Annotated in this window: 21 protein-coding genes, 1 tRNA gene and 1 pseudogene; 11 read left to right on the forward strand and 12 right to left on the reverse strand. The window is 63.6% G+C overall.

The genetic code is table 11. The features are described from left to right. The first annotated feature begins 302 nt into the window (after positions 1 to 302). The 4 genes and pseudogenes from rpsU to AC0L16_RS31910 form a co-directional block, all read left to right on the forward strand. Positions 303 to 575 (forward strand): 30S ribosomal protein S21, encoded by a 273-nt coding sequence (gene rpsU, locus AC0L16_RS31895; protein WP_023675331.1) that lies wholly within the window; start codon positions 303 to 305, stop codon positions 573 to 575. A 153-nt stretch (positions 576 to 728) separates the two neighbouring features. After that, a complete protein-coding gene (locus AC0L16_RS31900) occupies positions 729 to 1,577 on the forward strand; it encodes a tetratricopeptide repeat protein (protein ID WP_077379354.1) in 849 nt (282 codons plus the stop codon). A gap of 168 nt (positions 1,578 to 1,745) precedes the next feature. Beyond that, positions 1,746 to 2,219, forward strand: coding sequence for a DUF992 domain-containing protein (locus AC0L16_RS31905; RefSeq protein WP_473625502.1), 474 nt, complete (start codon positions 1,746 to 1,748; stop codon positions 2,217 to 2,219). 281 nt (positions 2,220 to 2,500) lie between these two features. Next, positions 2,501 to 3,922: pseudogene (locus AC0L16_RS31910) on the forward strand (MFS transporter); the annotation flags it as partial. Between the two features lie 22 nt (positions 3,923 to 3,944). Here AC0L16_RS31910 and coaBC read toward each other — a convergent pair. From coaBC to ubiE, 3 genes are all read right to left on the reverse strand, one after another. Then, positions 3,945 to 5,405 carry a bifunctional phosphopantothenoylcysteine decarboxylase/phosphopantothenate--cysteine ligase CoaBC gene (gene coaBC, locus AC0L16_RS31915; protein ID WP_473625503.1) on the reverse strand — a complete coding sequence of 487 codons (1,461 nt, stop codon included), beginning with the start codon at positions 5,403 to 5,405 and terminating at the stop codon, positions 3,945 to 3,947. Positions 5,406 to 5,481: 76 nt separating this feature from the next. Continuing rightward, positions 5,482 to 7,056 carry a 2-polyprenylphenol 6-hydroxylase gene (ubiB, locus tag AC0L16_RS31920; RefSeq protein WP_473625504.1) on the reverse strand — a complete coding sequence of 525 codons (1,575 nt, stop codon included), beginning with the start codon at positions 7,054 to 7,056 and terminating at the stop codon, positions 5,482 to 5,484. 70 nt (positions 7,057 to 7,126) lie between these two features. After that, positions 7,127 to 7,903 (reverse strand): bifunctional demethylmenaquinone methyltransferase/2-methoxy-6-polyprenyl-1,4-benzoquinol methylase UbiE, encoded by a 777-nt coding sequence (gene ubiE / locus AC0L16_RS31925; RefSeq protein ID WP_473625505.1) that lies wholly within the window; start codon positions 7,901 to 7,903, stop codon positions 7,127 to 7,129. Between the two features lie 148 nt (positions 7,904 to 8,051). Between ubiE and AC0L16_RS31930 the strand changes: the two genes are divergently transcribed. From AC0L16_RS31930 to AC0L16_RS31940, 3 genes are all read left to right on the forward strand, one after another. Beyond that, a complete protein-coding gene (locus AC0L16_RS31930; protein ID WP_473625506.1) occupies positions 8,052 to 9,029 on the forward strand; it encodes an adenosine deaminase in 978 nt (325 codons plus the stop codon). Between the two features lie 181 nt (positions 9,030 to 9,210). After that, positions 9,211 to 9,840, forward strand: a complete 630-nt coding sequence (upp, locus tag AC0L16_RS31935) for a uracil phosphoribosyltransferase (protein WP_029348092.1) — start codon at positions 9,211 to 9,213, stop codon at positions 9,838 to 9,840. Between the two features lie 108 nt (positions 9,841 to 9,948). Then, entirely contained in the window at positions 9,949 to 10,506 is a 558-nt protein-coding gene (locus tag AC0L16_RS31940) for a TIGR02281 family clan AA aspartic protease (RefSeq protein WP_473625507.1), read from the forward strand. A 79-nt stretch (positions 10,507 to 10,585) separates the two neighbouring features. On the opposite strand, the gene deoA is transcribed toward AC0L16_RS31940, so the two are convergent. The 6 genes from deoA to AC0L16_RS31970 all read right to left on the reverse strand — a co-directional run bounded on the left by deoA (position 10,586) and on the right by AC0L16_RS31970 (position 16,878). Continuing rightward, on the reverse strand, positions 10,586 to 11,905 hold the full coding sequence (gene deoA / locus AC0L16_RS31945; protein ID WP_473625509.1) for a thymidine phosphorylase: 1,320 nt from the start codon (positions 11,903 to 11,905) through the stop codon (positions 10,586 to 10,588). Continuing rightward, positions 11,905 to 12,723, reverse strand: a complete 819-nt coding sequence (locus AC0L16_RS31950) for a purine-nucleoside phosphorylase (RefSeq protein WP_473625510.1) — start codon at positions 12,721 to 12,723, stop codon at positions 11,905 to 11,907. Before AC0L16_RS31950 ends, deoA begins: the two co-directional genes overlap by 1 nt. A 48-nt stretch (positions 12,724 to 12,771) precedes the next feature. After that, complete coding sequence (gene cdd / locus AC0L16_RS31955; protein ID WP_473625511.1) at positions 12,772 to 13,164, reverse strand: cytidine deaminase; 393 nt, start codon at positions 13,162 to 13,164, stop codon at positions 12,772 to 12,774. A 72-nt stretch (positions 13,165 to 13,236) separates the two neighbouring features. Continuing rightward, positions 13,237 to 14,208, reverse strand: a complete 972-nt coding sequence (locus AC0L16_RS31960; protein ID WP_473625512.1) for an ABC transporter permease — start codon at positions 14,206 to 14,208, stop codon at positions 13,237 to 13,239. 1 nt (position 14,209) lies between these two features. Then, complete coding sequence (locus AC0L16_RS31965) at positions 14,210 to 15,349, reverse strand: ABC transporter permease (RefSeq protein ID WP_473625513.1); 1,140 nt, start codon at positions 15,347 to 15,349, stop codon at positions 14,210 to 14,212. Beyond that, positions 15,346 to 16,878, reverse strand: coding sequence for an ABC transporter ATP-binding protein (locus AC0L16_RS31970; protein ID WP_473625515.1), 1,533 nt, complete (start codon positions 16,876 to 16,878; stop codon positions 15,346 to 15,348). The genes AC0L16_RS31965 and AC0L16_RS31970 overlap by 4 nt, the downstream gene beginning before the upstream one ends. A gap of 164 nt (positions 16,879 to 17,042) precedes the next feature. Between AC0L16_RS31970 and AC0L16_RS31975 the strand changes: the two genes are divergently transcribed. Continuing rightward, positions 17,043 to 17,252: a SlyX family protein gene (locus AC0L16_RS31975; RefSeq protein ID WP_473625516.1), complete on the forward strand. Its 210-nt coding sequence runs from the start codon at positions 17,043 to 17,045 to the stop codon at positions 17,250 to 17,252. Between the two features lie 68 nt (positions 17,253 to 17,320). Here AC0L16_RS31975 and AC0L16_RS31980 read toward each other — a convergent pair whose 3' ends face one another. The 3 genes from AC0L16_RS31980 to AC0L16_RS31990 form a co-directional block, all read right to left on the reverse strand. Continuing rightward, entirely contained in the window at positions 17,321 to 18,310 is a 990-nt protein-coding gene (locus AC0L16_RS31980; protein WP_473625518.1) for a BMP family lipoprotein, read from the reverse strand. Positions 18,311 to 18,517: 207 nt separating this feature from the next. Next, positions 18,518 to 19,180, reverse strand: coding sequence for a peptide-methionine (S)-S-oxide reductase MsrA (msrA, locus tag AC0L16_RS31985; protein WP_473625519.1), 663 nt, complete (start codon positions 19,178 to 19,180; stop codon positions 18,518 to 18,520). A gap of 66 nt (positions 19,181 to 19,246) precedes the next feature. Then, positions 19,247 to 19,564, reverse strand: a complete 318-nt coding sequence (locus tag AC0L16_RS31990; protein WP_473625521.1) for a hypothetical protein — start codon at positions 19,562 to 19,564, stop codon at positions 19,247 to 19,249. Between the two features lie 392 nt (positions 19,565 to 19,956). Between AC0L16_RS31990 and AC0L16_RS31995 the strand changes: the two genes are divergently transcribed. From AC0L16_RS31995 to AC0L16_RS32005, 3 genes are all read left to right on the forward strand, one after another. Further along, positions 19,957 to 20,046, forward strand: a tRNA-Ser gene (locus AC0L16_RS31995). An 83-nt stretch (positions 20,047 to 20,129) separates the two neighbouring features. Then, on the forward strand, positions 20,130 to 20,378 hold the full coding sequence (locus AC0L16_RS32000; RefSeq protein WP_473625522.1) for a hypothetical protein: 249 nt from the start codon (positions 20,130 to 20,132) through the stop codon (positions 20,376 to 20,378). Positions 20,379 to 20,985: 607 nt separating this feature from the next. Continuing rightward, positions 20,986 to 21,222, forward strand: a complete 237-nt coding sequence (locus tag AC0L16_RS32005; RefSeq protein ID WP_473625523.1) for a hypothetical protein — start codon at positions 20,986 to 20,988, stop codon at positions 21,220 to 21,222. Positions 21,223 to 21,412 lie beyond the last annotated feature (190 nt).

The following is a 21,412-nucleotide window of genomic DNA, read 5'->3' on the forward strand; positions in this document are numbered from 1 at the left end:
CGAAAACTCGCAACCTGGGATACCGACTACCTGATGGCAGCTCTCCAACTCCGTTAACCTGGACTCGTTGCCCTGCCAGAGGTCGCAATTCCTTGCTTTGTGACGGCAGTTATGCTATTGGTTTGCGCATGGTGTGATTTGCGCCGTCGACCCGCCGCTGAGGCGGGTTTTTCGTTTCGGCAGTGGACAGAGCGGCATGATTCTGCTATCAGCCGCCACAATTCGTGGTGTAGACCGCCGCGGAGGCAAGCGACTATGGCCACTTGCCTGTTGTTAACAAAACCCGAAAGACAGGATTGCCCGTGCAGGTACTCGTCCGCGACAACAATGTTGATCAGGCGCTTCGCGCGCTCAAGAAAAAGATGCAGCGCGAAGGCATCTTCCGCGAAATGAAGATGCGCGGACATTATGAGAAGCCTTCCGAGAAGCGCGCCCGCGAAAAGGCGGAAGCCGTTCGCCGCGCCCGCAAGCTGGCCCGTAAGCGCGCCCAGCGCGAAGGTCTGCTGCCGATGACGCCGCGCCCGGTGGCGGCTGGTGCCGCTGGTGCCGGCGCGCCGCGTCCGCCGCGGTTCTGACGTCAATTTTTCGTCCTTTTCGAAGGATACCAAGGGTGGCGCGATGTGTAATCGCCGCCACCTTTTTGTTTTGAATTCGACCAGTTCGCAGAGGGCCGGTTCGGAGAGGGAACAGACCTGACGGCGCGGGCGGGCAGTGAGGACAGAGCAGACATGAACGCAATTAGCGTGGAGCGCAGAACCGCAATGCGCGGCTTCGCCCTGACGGCAACCTTGCTTTCCGGGCTGGCGCTCGCCAGCTGCCAGACAGCAGCCCCGACCGGCGAATTCACCAACATCGACAGGGCGCAAGGGTCGGCCGAGAACATCTCCTCGCTGTCAGCCGTCATCCAGCGCAGTCCTCAGGACCCGGAAGCTTACAATGTGCGCGGCTCGGCCTATGGCCGCGGCGGCCAGTATCAGGCGGCGCTCAAGGATTTCGACACCGCCATCCAGCTCAATCCGAATTTCTACCAGGCCTATTCGAACCGCGCTCTCATCCAGCGCTTCCTCGGCGACCAGGCGGCCGCCCTTGCCGATTACAACCGCTCGATCCAGATCAATCCCGACTATGACGCCGCCTATATCGGCCGCGGCAATCTCTACCGCAAAGCCAACCGCATCCAGGAAGCGTTCAACGATTTCCAGAAGGCGATCCAGCTCGACACGACAGACGCGCGCGCCTATCACAATCGCGGCCTGATCTATCAGAGCCAGGGCCAGCACGCTTTCGCCATCGAGGATTTCTCGACCGCCATCTCGCTGGCGCCGGACGCCGCCGAACCCTACAATGGCCGCGGCCTCTCCTATCTCGCCACGAACGACGAGGACAACGCCTTCGCCGACATCAACATGGCGATCAAGCTCGACGGCAAGAATGCCGAAGCCTGGTCCAACCAGGCGCTGATCTACGAGCGGCGCGGCGACAAGGCCAAGGCGGCAAAATCCTATCGCGAGGCCGTGCGCCTCAGCCCCACCTACCAGCCGGCCAAGGACGGCCTGGCGCGCACCAGCACCAGCTGACCGACGGCGGCGTTTCGGCCTGACATGGCGGGCCTGCCCGTTTGGCATGGCTTCGAAATCTTCAACGACTGTGTGCATTGACGCCCGCCTTGATCGCGCCAAGTTTTCGGCGGAACGCTTGGGACGCTCAGCCGTTGTTCAAGGCTATTCGCGAGAAGGACCCCTCCCATGATCAAGAAACTCGCCTGTGCCGCCGCCCTCGCCGCTACGGCTCTCGCCGCCCCTGCCAGCGCGGGCAGGCTGGAGCTCGGTGTGCTCGACTGCACCATCGACGGCGGCACCGGCTATATCGTCACATCCAACAAAGGCGTGGCCTGCACCTTTCGCCCTCATCATGGCGGTCCCCCCGAAGCCTATACCGGGGTCATTTCCAAGCTCGGCGTCGACGTCGGAAGGACGCACCAGGGCGAATTGATATGGGCGGTTCTGGCGGCCACCCGCGACCGTGGTGCCGGCGATCTTGCCGGCAGCTACTATGGCGTCAACGCCGAGGCCAGCCTGGTAACCGGCGGCGGCGCCAACCTTCTGGTCGGCGGCTTGAACAGCGCCTTCTCGCTGCAGCCTCTCAACGTACAGGCGCAGACCGGCGTCAACCTGGCAGTCGCCGTCACCTCACTGGAACTGATCCACTCTTTCAAATGAGCGCCATAACGCAGCTCTGCATGCGGCGCGGAACAGGATTGGACTGTTCCGCGCCGCATGACTTTTTGGGAGACCGCCGTGCCAGGGAAGATCATCGCTGACGCCATGATCGCCAATCTTGGCATCCCACCTTCATCAGCACCCTCAGCGCACCCGCAAAAAACCGCTTGAGCTCAACTGCGGTTGAGGTTTTACAACCCGTCCGCGAAGCGCCGCGTACCCATTGGAGACGAAAAGCGCTCCACCATTTTTGAGGCGGATAAGAAAGTTCGGGAGGGCGGGTGACGGAAACCAGCACAAACAGGGTCGACTGGCGGGCGCTGTGGGCGAGCGGCGATCTGGCGCGCTTCTGCTTCATCAGCCTCGGCATCCTGCTGCACGCCACCAACGAAACCATGGTGGCGACGGTGATGCCGGCGATGGTCGGCGAACTCGCCGGCGTTCAGTTGGTCGGCTGGTCGCTGGCGATCTACGAGCTCGGCGCCATCGTCGCCGGCGCCGCCGCCGGGCGGCTGGTGAGCTATGTCGCGCTGCGCACCAACATGGTGGTCGCCGCCCTGCTCTATGCCGCCGGCGCCCTGGTCTGCGCCATCGCGCCGTCCATGCCGCTGTTCCTGACCGGGCGCCTGATCGAAGGGCTTGGCGGCGGCGCGCTGGTATCGCTGGCCTTCGTCTCGGTCGAGCGGCTGTTTCCACGCGCCATCTGGCCGCAGCTTTTCGGCGTCATGTCGGCGATCTGGGGCGTCGCAGCCTTCGGTGGGCCGGTGCTCGGTGCGTTGATGACCGAGTTGCTCTCCTGGCGCTGGGCCTTCGGTATCTTCACGCTCGGCGGCACCGCCATGGCGTTGGCGAGCTTCATCGTGCTCGACACGCCCGAGGCAACCCGGCCGCAGGCGATCACTGGAACGGCGCCGCCCTTCCCCTTTGCCGCGCTCGGCTGCCTTGCCGTGAGCGTCGTGCTGATCGCCACGGCCGGTGTCGACATTGCCCCGCTGCGCTCCTCCCTGCTGCTCATCCTCGGCCTGGTCGGGCTTGCGCTGTTCATCCGCATCGACGCGCTGCAGCCGGGCTCGCGGCTGTTCCCGTCGCGGCTGTTCTCATGGCGCTCGCCGGTCGGTGCTGGCATGACCATGGTCGCCGCCTTTTCGGTGGCGACCTGTTCCTTCGCCGTCTACGGGCCGCTGCTTCTGACCAGCCTGCACGGCATTCCGATCCTGACCACCGGCTATATCATCGCCGCCGAATCGATCGCCTGGTCGATCCTGTCGATCCTCGTCGCCAATGCGCCGCCGGAACGCGAGAGGCTGATCATCACCGGCGGCGCGCTGATGATCGCGGCCGGCATCGCCGGTTTCGCCTACGCCGTGCCGGCAGGTTCGATTCCGCTGATCCTGTTTTGCGCTTTGCTGCAGGGCGGCGGCTTCGGCATTGCCTGGCCCTTCGTTACACGCGTGATCGTGGCATCGGCCAGGGACGGTGAGCAGACGATCGCGTCCGCCGCTGTACCGACGATGCAGCGCATCGGCTATGCGGTCGGTGCCGCGTTGACCGGCATCGTCGCCAATGCCAGCGGTTTTTCCGAAGGCCTCAACCGTGAGGCGGCGGCGAACGTCGCCACCTGGCTGTTCCTCGCCTTCGTGCCGCTCGGGATTCTCGGATGCCTTGCAGCGCTGAGGATCTCGGGGCCGGCAAAGCTGCCGATCTCCCCCTCGTGGGGGAGATCGACTAGACGACAACCGTCCTCAGCCGCTCGGCGATCAGTGCTGCGAGCCGCGTCGCCACCTCCTCCTTGCTCATCTCGGGCCATTCGTCGACACCGGCCTTCGAGACGATCCGCACCTTGTTGCGGTCGCCGCCCATCACCCCGCCTTCGTGGGACACGTCGTTGGCGACGATGAAATCGGCGCCCTTCTTCGCAAGCTTGGCCTCGGCGTTGCTGATGAGATCCTGCGTTTCGGCGGCGAAGCCGACGACCAGGCTGGGCCGCTTCCTGTGATGGCCGACACCGGCAAGAATGTCAGGGTTTTCGACCATCTGCAGCGCCGGCGGCCCCTCGCCCGCCACCTTCTTGATCTTCTCGCCGGCCGAAGTCTCGCTGCGCCAGTCGGCAACCGCCGCGACGAACACGGCCGCATCCGCCGGCAGCAGCCGCTCGACCGCGTCCCTCATCTCGTTCGCGGTTTCGACATGCAGTGTGGTGACCCCGGCCGGATCGGCAATGCCAACCGGACCGGAGACGAGGCGCACATCGGCGCCCAGCCGTGCCAGCGCCGCCGCGATGGCATGGCCCTGCTTGCCGGAAGAACGGTTGGCGATGTAGCGCACCGGGTCGATCGGCTCATGCGTCGGCCCTGAGGTCACGATGATCTTTCTGCCTGCCAGCGGCTTCGGCCTGATGTCGAGCAGCGCCTCGATCGCAGCGACGATCTCCAGCGGCTCGGCCATGCGGCCCTCGCCTGCCTCGTTGCTCTCGGCCATCTCGCCCTTTGCCGGGCCGATGAATGCGACGCCATCGTTGTGCAACGTCGCGCGGTTGCGCCGGGTCGCCGGATGCGACCACATTTTCGGGTTCATGGCGGGCGCCATCAAAACCGGCTTGTCGGTGGCGATGAGCACGGTGGAGGCGAGATCGTTGGCATGGCCGTTGGCGAGCTTCGCCATCAGGTCGGCGGTGGCCGGCGCCACGACGACAAGATCGGCCTCGCGCGAAAGGCGGATATGGCCGACATCGTGCTCGTCATTGCGGTCGAACAGATCGGTGAACACGTGGTCGGCCGACAGCGCCCCGACCGACAGCGTGGTGACGAATTCCTGCGCCGCGGCGGTCATCACCACGCGCACCACAACGCCCCGCTCGCGCAGCCGGCGGATCAGGTCCAGTGCCTTGTAGGCGGCGATGCCGCCGCCGATGATCAACAGGATGCGCTTGCCGGAGAGAAACCCCTCCTCCCACATGCGATCGCTGAGCGCCTTGAGATCGATAGGATGGTCTGGCCCTCGTCCGCGCGCCAAAATATCATCACGCGACGCTTTTAAACGCCAACCCCCATCTTGCAGCCCAGCCAGTGTCACCTCACGCAAGGTGTCTCGCACTTCCTGCTCCATCGAAACTCCACGCGCGGCAGCGCGCTCGCGGAGCACCTGCTTCACGCCGTCATCCAGATTGCGGATTGTGATGGTACTCATGGCATTGCTCCTTGCCTAACATCATAGGCAACGAGCATCGTGCAAGCAATGACAGCACTGCTGTCACTGCAGGCACTCAGAGCAGCTTCCAGGCGATAAAGACCAGCGTCAGCGCGATCACCCACAGCGCCAGCCGGCCGGATCTGCTATAGCGCGCCTCGGCCTTGCCGATGGCGTGCGCCGTCCTTTCATCGAAACGCAGCCCGTGTTCGGCCATCAGATCGATCTCGCGCGACAGCCGCTCGGTGCGGGCGGCTAGGTCGGGCGCCTGACGGGCCAGCGCCAGCAACGCGCTGGCGCCGTCGCGTGCGTCGGCCAGCAGGGCACGCGGGCCGAGATTGCCTGATATCCAGCCGCCGACCACCGGTTCGGACGTCTTCCACATGTTGAAGGCCGGATCGAGCGTGCGGGCAACGCCCTCGACCACCACCATGGTCTTCTGCAGCAGCACCAGTTCGGACCGCGTCGCCATGTCGAAGAGGTCGGTGACCTCGAACAGAAGCGCAAGGAGCTTGGCCATCGAGATGGTTTCGGCCGGCTGGCCGTGGATCGGCTCGCCGATGGCGCGGATCGCCTGGGCGAATGCCGCGACATTATGCTGGCGCGGCACGTAGCCGGCCTCGAAATGCACTTCTGCGACGCGCAGATAGTCACGGGTGATGAAGCCGTAGAGAATTTCGGCGAGGAACCGCCGCTCCTTCTTACCAAGCCGGCCGGCAATGCCGAGATCGACAGCAACGATGGTGCCATCGGGCTCGACGAACAGGTTCCCCGGATGCATGTCGGCGTGAAAGAAACCGTCGCGCAGCGTATGGCGCAGGAACGACTGGACCAGATTGGCGGCGATCGCCTTCAGATCGTGGCCGGCGGCAGCGAGGCCGGCAATGTCGTTCAGCTTGATGCCGTCGACCCATTCCATGGTCAGCACGTCGCGGCCGGTGCGTTCCCAATCGACCGTCGGCACGCGAAAGCCGGGATCGTCCCTGGTGTTTTCGCCGAGTTCCGAAAGCGCTGCCGCCTCCAGCCTCAGATCCATCTCGATCTTGGTGGTCTGCGCCAGCGTCTGGGTCACCTCGACCGGCCGCAGCCGGCGCGACGACGGAATGTATCTTTCCTGGAGACGGGCGGCGAGGAAATAGCTTTCGAGATCGCGAAAGAAACGGCGCCGCACGCCCGGCCGGATGACCTTCACCGCCACCCGCGAACCGACGCCGTTCTCCAGGGTTTCCGCGAAATGGACCTGAGCGATCGAAGCCGCGGCAACGGCCTCGCCGAAACTTGCATAGAGTTCGCCGACCTTGCGCCCGAGCGAGGCCTCTATCGCCGCAATGGCCTCGGCCTGCGGAAAGGTCTGCATCTTGTCCTGCAGCATGGCGAGATCGAGCGCTATGTCGTTGCCGACGACATCGGGCCGTGTCGCCAGGAACTGGCCGAGCTTGACATAGGACGGGCCGAGCCGGACGACCGCCTTGGCCAGCCGATCGCCACGCTCGTAGGCAAGCGCGCGGCGGCGGGTGAACAGCCGTGCCACCCGCCAGCCGAATTTCGGCAGGCCGAAGAGCTCATCGCCCGGCAACGCCGCCACGACGCCTTCGCGGACCAACACCCAGCCGGCCCGCACGAGCCTGAGACCAGCGCCGACACTGCTCATGACTGCGTTTGTCCTGCCGGTTTTCTAGACCGGCGAAGGGCAGGTCGCGTATAAAAAATACGGGCCAGACTCAAAGCTTCCAGCCCGAATGAAGCGCAGCTATGCCGCCGGCATAATTGCGAAAAGACACGCGGTCAAAACCGGTGCGGGAAATCATCGCCGCAAAATTCTGCTGATTGGGAAATTTGCGGATCGATTCGACCAGATAGGAATAGGGTTCGTTTTCGCCCGTCACCGCCTTGCCGATCCTGGGGATGGCGTTGAACGACCACGCCTCGTAGACCTTGTCGAGCAGCGGCATGTCGACCTCGGAAAATTCGAGGCAGAGAAAACGCCCGCCGGGCTTCAGCACACGACAGGCTTCGGCAAGCGCCACGTTGATGCGCGGCACGTTGCGAATACCGAACGCGATCGTGTAGGCGTCGAAACTGGCCTCAGCGAAAGGCAACTCCTCGGCATTGGCCTCGACGAAATCGGTGTTATCAGTCAGGCCCTTTTTCTCGGCCCGGTCGCGGCCGACGGCGAGCATCGAGCCGTTGATGTCGAGAACCGTGGCGTGGGCGTTCCTGCCGCTCGCCTCGACGATGCGGAAGGCGATGTCGCCAGTGCCGCCGGCAACGTCGAGAACGCTCCAGCCCGCTCGTTTCGGTGGATTGAGCCATGTGACCATGGCGTCCTTCCACAGCCGATGCAGGCCGCCCGACATCAGGTCGTTCATCAGATCGTAGCGGTTCGCCACCTTGTGGAAAACGTCGTTGACCAGGGACTGCTTCTCGCCTGCCCCTACGCGCCTGAAACCATAGGAGGTTTCCATGCCGCCAACGGCCGTGGTTCTCTCAACCGACATTATTTTTGATCCGCCATAAAACCGGCGGGACCATAGCCGATCGATGGTGCCGACGCTATTGTTTAAGGCGCGGTGTTCGGCCGCGCTTCCCGGTCGTGGAATCATGCTTATGGCTCCATGTCCTGGACTGACCTGACGGGATGATTGCATGCCTCTGAAAGCGGAACTGCACTGCCACATCGAAGGGGCAGCGGCGCCCGAACTCGTCATCCGCCAGGCGCAGAAATACGGCAAGGACACCTCGCCCTACATTCAGGACGGCTCTTTCGTCTGGCACGATTTCACCTCCTTCCTCGCCGCCTATGACTTCTCCTCCGACCTGTTCCGCACCGAAGAGGACTATGCGCGGCTGGCCGATCATTATCTGACCAGCCTCGCCCGCGACGGCGCGATCTATTCCGAGATCTTCACCTCGCCGGATCACGCCGGGAAGGCCGGCCTGTCGTCCAAGGCCTATACGGACGCGCTCGGCGAAGGCATAGCGCGCGCCAAGGCCAAGACCGGCATCGAGGGCCGCATGATCGTCACCGGCGTGCGCAATGCCGGCGTCGAATCGATCGAGCAGGCGGCGCGCTTCGCCGCCCGCTGCGGGCATCCGCTGGTCACCGGCTTTGGCGTCGCCGGCGACGAGCGGATGGGCGATCTGGAGGACTATGTCAGGGCTTTCGAGATCGCGCGCGAGGCGGGCCTTGGCATCACCGTCCATGCCGGCGAACTGATGGGCTGGGAGAGCGTCAAGGCCGCGCTCGACCACATCCGCCCCGCCCGCATCGGCCATGGCGTGCGCGCCATCGAGAACCCCGACCTTGTCCGGCGCATCGCCGACGCAGGCGTCGTGCTCGAATGCTGTCCGAGCTCCAACATCGCGCTGAAGGTCTTCGACAGGTTCGCCGATCATCCTTTTCCGGCCCTGTTGGCGGCAGGCTGCAAGGTGACGCTCAACTCCGACGATCCGCCCTATTTCCGGACGTCGCTGAAGCGCGAATACGACATTGCCGCCGAGCATTTTTCGATGAACGACAAGGCGCTCGCCGCCGTCACCAGAACCGCCATCGAGGCCGCCTTCGTCGACAGGAAGACCAAGGCGATGCTGCTGGGCCGGCTGGATGCCAAGGGCAGGTGGTGAATGGTGAATGGTGAATGGTGAATGGTGAATGGTGAATGGTGAATGGTGAATGGTGAATGGTTCACCCGGCGCTGCGGTCCGTCAACCGCGAATTTTCCGCTGAATCAGGAACTCGCAAACCTATTCACTATTCGCTATTCCCTATTCACCATTCACCAACTGCGCAGCTTAGGAGACCACCATGCAGGGCGTCACCGTCGTCGACCATCCGCTTGTCCAGCACAAGCTGACCATCATGCGCAAGAAAGAAACCTCGACGGCCGGCTTCCGGCGGCTGCTGCGCGAGATCTCGCTGCTGCTCGGCTATGAGGTCACCCGCAACCTCGAACTGACGACGACGACGATCGAAACGCCGATCGAGACGATGGAGGCGCCGACGCTGGAGGGCAAGAAGCTGGTTTTCGCCTCAGTACTGCGCGCCGGCAACGGCCTGCTCGAAGGCCTGCTCGACCTGGTGCCGGCGGCGCGCGTCGCCCATATCGGTCTCTACCGCGACCACGAAACGCTGGAAGCGGTCGAATATTTCTTCAAGGCGCCGAGCGATCTCGCCGACCGGCTGGTGATCGTCGTCGATCCGATGCTGGCGACCGCCAATTCGGCGATCGCGGCGATCGACAAGCTGAAAGGGCGCGGCGCCACCAACATCCGCTTCCTCTGCCTGCTGGCGGCGCCAGAAGGCCTCGAGCGCTTCATCAAGGCGCATCCCGATGTCCCGGTCTTCACCGCTTCCATCGACCGCCAGCTCAACGAGAAGGGCTATATCATGCCCGGCCTCGGCGATGCTGGCGACCGCATGTACGGGACCAAATGACCGTGCCGCTCGTTTACCGATCGTTTACGCAAACGACCGCTTTCCGCATCTGTTAAAGCAGCAAACACCATGCCGCGATAAGCATGGGCCTTCACGAAGGCCTGGTCCATGCTGCGCAATCTTCTCATCCTTGGCGTGCTCGCCGCAGCATCGGCGTCGTTCCCGATGCTCTACCAGTCGAATCCGCAGATGTTCGAAGGCCTGCTGAAATCGGCGGTCGGGACCAGCCCGTCGGCCGAAACGCAAACGGACCTGAACCTGGCTGCGGCTCCCGACAGGCCGGCGCAGCCGCTCGGCCGCAAGGTCGTGATCACGGCGGACGCGCGTGGGCATTTCACGTCGGCGTTCAAGCTCAACGGCCGTCAGGTCGACGGCATGATCGACACCGGCGCAACGCTGGTCGCCATCAACAGTTCGACGGCGCGCAGGATCGGAGTTTCGCTGAACGCGTCGGATTTCAAGCATCAGGTCAACACCGCCAACGGCGCGATCAAGGCTGCCCTGGTGACCGTCGATCGGCTGCAGATCGGCAAGATCACGGTCGACGGCGTCCAGGCGGTCGTGCTCGACGACAAGGCGCTGCGCACCAATTTGATCGGCCTGAGCTTTCTCCAGCGGCTGGAAAAATACCAGGTCGAGAACGGCGCGCTGCTGCTCGTCCAGTGAACCATGATCCCGAACCGCAGGTCCGCGTCAGCGAAAAGTGGAAACCGGTTTTCGGAAAGATCATGGTGCAATAAAAGGATCAACCGCGCGGCAGGATCCGCCGGATCACCGTTTTTTCCGCGGGCGGCTTCGAAGCGCCGATCGAATAGGCCGAACGCACGGCGGCGGCGGCCGCTTCGGCATCGGAGGCATTGCGGGCATGGACCAGCGCCAGCGCCTCGCCGGCTCGCACCTCCGCGCCGACCGGCAGCAGCCGGGTGATGCCGACCGCATGGTCGATCCTGTCGTCCGGCCGTATGCGCCCGCCGCCAAGCCCGACGACGGCAAGCCCGATGTCGCGGGTGGCGATGCCGGTGACAAAACCGCTTTCGGTCGCGTTGACCGCAAACTCCGTCGCCGCCTTCGGCAGGTATTTTTCGGGATCCTCGATAAAATCAACCGGACCGCCTAACGCCGCCACCATGCGCGCGAAAACGGCGGCGGCGCCGCCGCCGGCAAGCGTCTCGGCGGCGCGCCGCATGCCGTCCTGGTTGGACGAGACCAGCCCGGCCGACTGCAGCATGTCTGCGGCCAGAGCCAGCGTCACCTCCTCCAGCCGCCGGTCGCGGAAGCGGCCGGTGAGGAAATCGACGGCATTGCGCACCTCGACCGCGTTGCCGGCTGCTGACGCCAGCGGCTCGTTCATGCCGGTGACCAGCGCCGAGGTCTTCAGGCCGGCGCCATTGGCGACTTCGACCAGGCTGTTCGCCAGTGTCGTTGCGTCGCGCGACTTTTCCATGAAGGCGCCGTTGCCGACTTTTACGTCGAGCACCAGCGACTGCAGGCCGGCGGCCAGTTTCTTCGAGAGGATCGAGGCGGTGATCAGCGGCACCGATTCGACGGTTCCCGTCACGTCGCGGATCGCATAGAGCCGGCGATCGGCGGGCGCGAGATCGGCGGTCTGGCCGATAATGGCGCAGCCGGCTTCAAGCACCGCCTTGCGGAAGCTCGCCACATTCGGCTGGCTGATATAGCCCGGGATGGCATCCATCTTGTCCAGCGTGCCGCCGGTATGGCCAAGGCCGCGGCCGGAAATCATCGGCACATAAGCGCCGCAGGCGGCGACGATCGGCGCCACCATCAGCGAGACATTGTCGCCGACGCCGCCTGTCGAATGCTTGTCGGTGACCGGGCCCGGCAGGTCCGACCAGTCGAGCACATCGCCGGAATCGCGCATCGCCAGCGTCAGCGCCACCGCCTCGTCGCGGCTCATGCCGTTGAAGAACACCGCCATGGCGAACGCCCCGACCTGCCCGTCCGAGACGGTGCCAGCGGTGACGCCATCGATGAAGCTGGCGATCTCCTGCGTCGACAGTTTTTGGCCGTCGCGCTTGCTGCGGATGATTTCCTGGGGAAGCATCAGGCCGGGCCCTTACGCCCCGGCAACCCGTCCTGGAACACACGCTGGAGGATTGTCGCCAGCCGCGCGCCGCCGACCGGCGCCATGTCCTTGGTCTCCTGGTGCGAAAGCTCCGCCCCGGTCATCCCGGCGGCGAGGTTGGTGATGACCGAACAGGCGGCGACGCGCAGGCCGAGGAAGCGAGCGAGAATGACCTCCGGCACGGTCGACATGCCGACGGCATTGGCGCCCATGACGCGCGCCATGCGGATCTCGGCGGGCGTTTCGAAGCACGGCCCCGAAAACCACATATAGACGCCCTTGTGCAGTGTGGTCGCCGTCGCCTTCGCCGCCGTCTCGATCGCCGCGCGAAGGCCGGCATCATAGGCCTCGGTCAGGCCGACGAAGCGGCGGTCGCTCGGCTCGCCGATCAGCGGGTTGGAGCCCGAGAAATTGATGTGGTCGGTGATCAGCATCACCGAGCCCGGCCCCATGTCCGGATCGACCGAGCCGGCGGCATTGGTGAGGATTAGTTGCGAGATGCCGAGGCCGGCGAGCACTTCAAGCGCCGGCCGCATCGCCGCCGCATTGCCGTGCTCGTAGTAGTGGGCGCGGCCGGACAGCATCAGCACCGGCGTGCCGGCAAAGCGTCCCGCCACCACCTCGCCGGCATGGCCGGAGACGCCGCTTTTGGGAAAACCCGGCAATTCGCCATAGGAAATGCGGACAGCGTCCTCGACCTGGTCGACAAGCCCGCCAAGACCCGAACCCAGCACCAGCGCGGTGGCGGGCGCCAGCCCGTCCAGCCTTTCGACAAGACGATCAAGCGCTTCCTTCATGACAACCAGCTCTTCATTTCAACCAAGCACTTCATTTCAAGGAACTCGTCATTTCAACATTTCGCCCCGAAAGCCGTAGGGCAGCATCTCGCCCATGGTCACGGTTTCGGCCACGCCTGCATTGTCGCAAAGATAGAGCTTGGTTTCAGGCCGGCAGAATTCGGCCAACCGCTGCCGGCAGCCGCCGCAGGGCGAGCATTTAGCCATGCGCTCTGCGATGACAGCGATCTCCGTTATCCTGCCGCCGCCGGCCATGATGAAGTGGCCGAGCGCGGTGGTTTCGGCGCACCAGCCTTCCGGATAGGACGCGATCTCGACGTTGGCGCCGGTAAAGACGCGGCCGTCCTCGGTGCGCAGTGCCGCCCCGACCGGGAATTTCGAATAGGGCGCATAGGCCTTGGCCATGGCGGCCTTGGCCGCTTCGAACAGATCATGCGACATTGTTTTTGCCTCGCATGATCTTGTCCGGAAACCGGCTTCGACTTTTCGCTGACCTGCGGTTCGAAATCACGCTTAGCGTTCCTTGACATAGGGCACGCCGCCGGCGCGCGGCGGAGTTGCCTTGCCGATGAAGCCGGCGAGCAGGATGACGGTGAGGATATAGGGCAGCGCCTGCATTAGCTGCACCGGCACCTTGCCGATCAGCGGCAGCGGCGTGCCCTGCAGGCGGATCGACAGCGCGTCGAGGAAGCCGAACAACAGGCAGGCGAACATGGCGTTGACCGGCTTCCATTTGGCGAAGATCAGCGCGGCCAGCGCGATGTAACCCTTGCCGGCGGTCATGTCCTTGACGAAGCCGCCATTCTGCACCATCGACAGATAGGCGCCGGCAATGCCGGTGAGCACCCCGGTGCAGATCAGCGCCCGGTAGCGCAGCCAGGCGACCGAGATGCCGGCGGTGTCGACAGCGGCCGGGTTCTCGCCGACCGCGCGCATGCGCAAGCCGAAGCGGGTACGGAAAAGCACCCACCAGGTGAACGGCACGGCGAGGAAGGCGACATAGACCAGCACGGAATGGCCGGAGATCAGTTCCGAGTAGATCGGGCCGAGGATCGGCACGCCCCTGAGCGCGTCCGCGCCCGGCCAGATGATCGCCCCGAACCGCTCGTCCGAGGCTAGAGCCGGGGTGCGTCCACCTTGCTGGAACCAGGCCTGGCCGAGCATGATCGTCGATCCGGCGGCGATAAAATTGATCGCCACGCCGGAGACGATCTGGTTGCCGCGATGGGTGATCGAGGCAAAGCCGTGGACCAGCGCAAAAGCGACGGAGATGAGAATGGCCATGCCGAGGCCGATATAGGCGGAATGGAAGACCGAGGCGGAGGCGGCGCCGGCGAAGGCGCCGACCAGCATTTTACCCTCGAGCCCGATGTCGAAAATGCCGGCCCGCTCCGAATAGAGGCCGGCGAGGCAGGCGAGCAGCAAGGGCACCGACAGGCGGATGGTCGAGTCCAGGACCTGGATGATGGCGTTGAACAGATCCATTTCAGGCACCCTTCCCCTTGATCGCCTCGATGCCGACAGATTTCGGGCTGAGCGAGGCGAACAGCGCCTGGACATAGGGCCGGAACATATGCTCGAGCGCGCCGGCGAACAGGATGACCAGGCCCTGGATGATGACGATCATGTCGCGGCTGATCGCCGGCATTTCGAAGGCGAGTTCGGCGCCGCCCTGGTAGAGCATACCGAACAATATTGCGGCGAGCACGATGCCGACCGGGTGCAGGCGCCCCATCAGCGCCACTGCGATGCCGACGAAACCGGCGCCCGACACGAATTCGAGCGCGACATTGTGCTGGTCGCCCATCGTCGGGTTGAGCGCCATCATGCCGGCGAGCGCGCCTGAAATCATCATCGCGATGATGATGATGCGGGTCTCCGAAATGCCGGCATAGCGCGCCGCTTTCGAGCTGTGGCCGTAGGTGCGCATCTCGTAACCGAGCCTGGTGCGCCAGATCAGCACCCAGACCAGAAAGGCCATGGCCAGCGCCAGCAGGAAGCTGATGTTGAACGGCGCCGAGCGGATCTTGGCGCCGAACAGTTCGATGACCCAGTTGAGCTTCGGCAGTTGCGCGCCATCGAGGAAGGTGCGTGTCTGCGGCGCCATCGAAATGGCCGGCTTCAAGAATCCGACCAGTGCGTAGACCATGACGCTGGCGGCGATGAAATTGAACATGATGGTGGTGATGACGATGTGCGAGCCGCGCCTGGCCTGCAGATAGGCCGGGATCAGCGCCCACAGCGCCCCCATCGCCGCGGCGGCGACGATCGCCAGCGGAAAGGTGAGCCACCATGGCAGCACGCTGTCGAAGGCCAGGCAGACGATGCCGATGCCGAGACCGGCGATATAGCCCTGGCCCTCGCCACCGATGTTGAACAGGCCGCAGTGCGCCGCAACCGCCACCGAAAGCCCGCTGAAAATGAAGGTGGTGGCGTAGAACAGCGTGAACGCAATGCCTTGCCCACGGCCGAAGGCGCCCTCGACCAGGACGACGGCCGCGCGGAACGGATTTTCGCCAACCAGGAGCACGACGAAGCCGGCGACGACGAAGGCAACGGCGAGATTGATCACCGGGATCAGCCCGTAATCCGCCCAGGCCGGCAGCTTGGCGTAAGGCGTGCTCATTCCGCCGCCTCCCGCTGCTCGACGCCGGCCATCAGCAGGCCGAGTTCGCCTTCGGTCGCCTCCGGGCCGCGCTCGCCGACGATGCGGCCGGCAAACATCACCAGGATGCGGTCGGAGAGCGAGCGGATCTCATCGAGTTCGACCGACACCACCAGCACCGCCTTGCCCTGGTCGCGCATGGCGATGAGCCGCTTGTGGATGAATTCGATGGCGCCGACATCGACGCCGCGCGTCGGCTGGCCGACGATCAGCACGCCCGGATCCTGCTCCATTTCCCGCGCCAGCACGATCTTCTGCTGGTTGCCGCCGGAGAAATTGGCGGTCTTGAGCCGGCAGTCCGCCGGGCGGATGTCGTATTTGCTGATCTTGTCCCTGGCGTCGTCGCGGATGGCGTCGATGTCGAGGAACGGCCCCCGGACATAGCGCGGATCGTCGTGATAGCCGAGGATCGAATTCTCGTTCTCCTCGAAGGCCAGCACCAGCCCGACATGATGACGGTCTTCCGGCACATGGGCGAGGCCGCGGTCGCGCAGCTCGCCGGGATCGGCGGCCCCGGTCAGGTCGATCGGCTTGCCGTCGAGCATGACGGAGCCCGAGACAGCGCGCCTGATACCGGAAATCGCCTCGAGCATTTCGGATTGCCCGTTGCCGGCGACGCCGGCGATGCCGACAATCTCGCCGGCGCGCACGTCGAAGGAGATGTCGTCGACCATGGTGACGCCACGAGAATCCTTCACCGTCAGGTTCTTCACCGCCAGCTTGACCCCGCCGGCTTCCGCCTCGCCCTTCTCGACCCTGAGCAGCACGCGGCGCCCGACCATCAGTTCGGCCAATTCCCCGACCGTGGTCTTCGTGGTCTGCCTGGTAGCCACCATCGTGCCCTGGCGCATGACCGAAACCGTGTCGGTGATCGCCATGATCTCACGCAGTTTATGGGTGATCAGCACGATCGTTTTGCCCTGCTCCTTCAACTGCCTGAGGATGCGGAACAGATGGTCGGCTTCTGCCGGCGTCAGCACGCCCGTCGGCTCGTCGAGGATCAGGATCTCGGCGCCTCGATACAGCGCCTTGAGGATTTCGACACGCTGCTGCAGTCCGACCGGCAATTCCTCGATGATCGCATCGGGATCGACCTCGAGCCCATATTCGCGCTCGAGCCGTTCCAGCTCGGACCGCGCCTTGGCGATGCTCTTCTTCAGCAGCGCATCGCTTTCGGCGCCGAGAATGACGTTTTCCAGCACGGTGAAATTGTCGACCAGCATGAAATGCTGATGCACCATGCCGATGCCGAGCGCGATGGCGTCGTTGGGCGATTTGATCGACGCCGGCTGGCCGCCGACGCGGATCTCGCCGCTGTCGGCCTGATAGAACCCGTAAAGAATTGACATCAGCGTCGACTTGCCGGCGCCGTTCTCGCCGACAATGCCGTGGATGGTGCCGCGCGCGATCTCCAGATTGATGTCGCGATTGGCGCGCACGGCGCCAAAATTCTTGTTGATGCCGATCAGCTCGATTGCGGCTTGCGCCATGCAGCCTGTCCCACTCGTATTTTTATCGCTTGGTCAAAACGCCTAGCATGACGCCCCGTCTGTGCCAATTGCCGGAGCAGCGTTCACTCTCGACAAATCCCCGCGCGCTTGTCAATTTCCAAAGGCGGCCGCAGCCTGCACAATCGCCTGATCGAGGATTTCAAATGACCATGCCCGACGACCGGCTGACGACGCTGGAAATCCGCGCCGCCGAGCAGGAGAACACCATCGAGGAACTGTCCGGCCAGATCGCCGAGCAGTGGAAGGTGATCGAGCGCATGCAGCGCAAGCTCGATGCGCTGACCGACCGCTTCCTGGCGCTGGAGGAACAGGCCGCACCCGACGTGCCGGTGACCAAACCGCCGCACTGGTGAGCGGTCTGACATTGCAGAGCCGCCGGACTTTCACCCGGCGGCTCGTCAATTCTTTAATTGCCGATCGATCAATACGGGCAGGAATTGTCCGACATGTAGTCGTGCACCTTGATGGTGCCGGCAATGATGTCGGCCTTGGCCTTTTCGACCGCCGCCTTCATCGCGTCGTCGACAAGCGCCTTGTTGTTGTCGTCCATGGCGTAGTCGACGCCGCCTTCTTTGAGGCCGAGATCGTTGATGCCGCCGGTGAACTTGTCGTTTTTGGCGTCCATGAAGGTGTTGTAGACGGCAACGTCGACGCGCTTGACCATCGAGGTCAGCACCTTGCCGGGCTGCAGTCCATTCTGGTTGGAATCGACGCCGATGCCGAGCTTGCCGGCGTCGGCCGCTGCCTGCAGCACGCCAACACCGGTTCCGCCTGCCGCCGCGTAGACCACGTCGGCGCCCTGGTCGATCTGGGTCTTGGCGATCTCGCCGCCCTTGGCCGGATCATTCCAGGCGGCCGGCGTGTCGCCAGTCATGTTCTGGATAACGTCGGTGGCGCCGGCCGCCTTGGCGCCGCCGACATAGCCGCAGCCGAATCTGCGGATCAGCGGAATGTCCATGCCGCCGATGAAGCCGACCTTTTTGGTCTGCGAGGCCATCGCCGCCATCACGCCGACGAGATAGGAGCCTTCCTGCTCCTTGTAGACGACGGAGCGGACGTTGGGCTTGTCGACGACCATGTCGATGATGGCGAATTTGGTCTCGGGAAACTCGACGGCGATCTTTTCCAGCGCATCCGCCCAGGAGAAGCCCGCCATGGCGATCGGATTGCGGCCATCCTCGGCGAAACGGCGCAGCGCCTGCTCGCGCTGGGTCGCGTTCGAAACCTCGAATTCCACATAGGCGATGCCGGTTTCGGCCTTGAACTTTTCGGCGCCGTTGTAGGACGCTTCGTTGAACGATTTGTCGAACTTGCCGCCGAGATCGTAGAGAAGTGCTGGCTGGATGTCCGCAGCGAAGGCCGGAAGAACCATCGCAGTTGCGGCCAGGAGGCCGAGAACGATACGTTTCATGTGATCCACACCCTGTCGGTTATTTTTCCGTTGTGCACCGCCTGCCTGCCCGGTTCTTCGGCAGGCATGCGACATCAGACAGGAGTGTCTTCCTCCCGCTTCGGGCCAATCTGGCACGGCCCGAAGCAAAATTCACGCGGAATTTTGACCTGTTGGAAAAGCCGGGCGTCGCGTCCCGGCGCCACGGATCATCGTCCCGCCAAGGCCTCAGGCGGAGACGGCAGCCGGGATGGCGCAGGCGACGCCGGTGCCCTGCAGGTTGCAATAGCCGTAGGGATTCTTCGCCAGATATTGCTGGTGGTCTTCCTCGGCGAAGTAGAACTCCGGCGCCGGCGCGATCTCGGTGGTGATCTTGCCGCGCCCGGCGCCGCGCAACGAGGCCTCGTAGGCGTCGCGCGAAGCGATCGCCGCCTGGTATTGCGCATCACCGAACGTGTAGATCGTCGAGCGGTAGGTGGTGCCGACATCGTTGCCCTGGCGCATGCCTTGCGTCGGATCATGGCTTTCCCAAAACAGCTTCAGAAGCTGTGCATAGGACACGATCTCCGGGTCGTAGATGACCAGCACGACTTCGGCATGGCCGGTCAAACCGGTGCAGGTTTCCTGGTAGGTCGGATTGGGGGTGACGCCGCCGGCATAGCCGACGGCCGTGACCCAGACGCCCTCGACCTGCCAGAACAGGCGTTCCGCGCCCCAGAAGCAGCCCAGCCCGAACATCGCCGTCTCCAGCCCGTCGGGATAGGGTCCTTTCAGCGGCCGCTTCGAGACAAAGTGATTGGATGCCGTCGGGATAGGATTGGCGCGGCCCGGCAGCGCCTCGGCAGGCTTCGGCAGGTTGAGTTTTTTGTTCAGCATGTCGCTGAGAAACATGTGCAGTCTCCCTTTCTTTTGGTTGGAGCGTTCTCTTTGTTTGGGGACGCTGGAGAATTATCAAGTCTAGGCGAACCGCCCGGTCGGCCGCTCCCGCCGGTAGCCGATCATGTAGAGAATGAGGGCAAGCCCTGCGAACACGGCGAAACCGGGCTGGTTGAGCACCCAGGCGATGGCGCCGTCCCACAGCAGCGGACCCAGCCTGTCGCGGACGAAGCTTTCGAAGGCGCTTCGCGTATCCGGCGAGGCGGCGAGCCAACTGGTGTTGAGCGGGGTCATGACCAACGCGGAGGCCGCCACCGAGCGCGTCGCGTCGACCACCGCCATGATGACCGAAACCGAAAGCGCAACCATTGCGGCAAGACGGAAGACGAAGCGGAACACCCAGACCTTACCTCCCCGCAAGCTTTTCAGAAATATCTGTATCGGCCTGATAAATAGGATCTGCGCGCTTTATCCGCAATCGCGACACGCGAAGTTGAAACTACGCCGCCGGATTGCGCCGCTGAGGCGTCTGTCGGCCAAGACGCCGCCGCCGATCGGGCGATCGGCTTACCTATCCGGCAAAGCGAATAGAGTGCTGTTATGTCTTGGCATTCGGCACCGGATCGACTAGATGAGCCCCGCGCCTGTTGCTTTGACGGCTCAGGTGCGGGGAAAAGGCGTCCGCTGGTTGACGGCGCCCACGGTGCGGAGTTCCGGACCGGAATTTTCCCGAGGGAGAAGCATCTCCCCAACCCGTGCGGCGAAACCGGCCGTAGCGAAAATGCCAGGATGGAGAGGTGGCCGAGTGGTTGAAGGCGCACGCCTGGAAAGTGTGTTTACGGGAAACCGTAACGCGGGTTCGAATCCCGCTCTCTCCGCCAAATGACTTTGATTTCCTTAAATAATCTGCCGTTTTACTGATGTTGCGTACAAAATTGCGCACAGCACGGGGGGCAAAAACTGCATGAACGAGGATCGGCCGTTCTTTCGTGTTTATCACTTCACAAAGCAGCAAGCTGCTGTACAGCAAATTGAGGCAGCGATCGCCGCGTTCTCGGAAGGCAAGTTTGCGGTAACGATCACGCTGGCCGCTGCTGCAGAATCGATGTCATCTGAGAAGGAAGGCCCACTCTGGTCGGCTATCAGGGACCATCCAGATCGGCCAGTCGAGGATGTAAAACAGTTGGACGCCTGCCATGTTTGCGTTCAATGAGCTCTGGTTCTCTTCCCCCAAACTGCTTCGACCGGGGGACGGTCAGATAATCTGGCCCCCCCTACGATCGACTAAGATTACGTCCCCAAAGTGAAAAGCCCACCACCGTGAGGCAGCGGGCTAAGCTGGGAATTTTGCGTCACTCTTCTAGCCCCTTGCGTGTGCGAAGCTTTTGAAGTTCAGTGTGGGCAGGGGGAACTACCATGCGCAAACGCTATATGTTCGCGGCGGCGGGGGCTGCGATCATCCTTTTAAGCGGATGCTCCGGTTCGGGCCTTGGGATGCCTGGCTCGCCGGCTTGGTTTGCCACCACACCGCAGGCGGAACAGGCAACCTATTTCGGAACCGATACGTCTCCTACGGCTTCGAGCCTGGAAGCCCAGCCATGGCCCAATGCATCCAAAATGAGTCTATTTCGTCTCGCGGCAGGGCATCTGCCAGGGCGAATGCGGCATTTGCCAACATGCAAAACAGTCAGCCGAAAACGACGACTTGCAACCGCTTCGGCAACACCGTGAACTGCACGACATTTTGACATGGCCCTACTTGGCGAACGGGCTGACACCCGTGCCAGTAATTAAGGGCGGGAGGAGGAACCTTGCGGAGCTTGCGCACACGCAGTTGCAGCAATCATCAGTTGATGCGACGTTTCCTTCTCGCCTTTGTGCTGATGCTAAGCACCTTGCCGGCCTCGGCGAAGGAAACTGAATTCATCGAGATGGCCGCCCTGCTAGGCGTCTATCGAGACATTTGCCACGAAGCTGTTTCCGACGACACCATCTTAACCGCCCTCGGCTCGGCCATGATTCAGCAGGCTCTAAACCGAGCAACGGTCATGTCATGACTCAGGCAATCTCGATCTCGCCGGCAGGACCTTCGCCACCGTTGCCGAATCCGGCGTTAACATTGCCGCTATTGCCCGCCGTTGTCAGCGCGCGACGCTGCCTCCGACGCTGCCGCTGCCGCTGACGCTGCCGCTGCCGTCAATGCTGCCGCTGCCACCGATGCTGCCGGTGGCGCTGCCGCCGATGCTG

The sequence above is a fragment of the Mesorhizobium sp. WSM4848 genome (genome assembly GCF_055811375.1).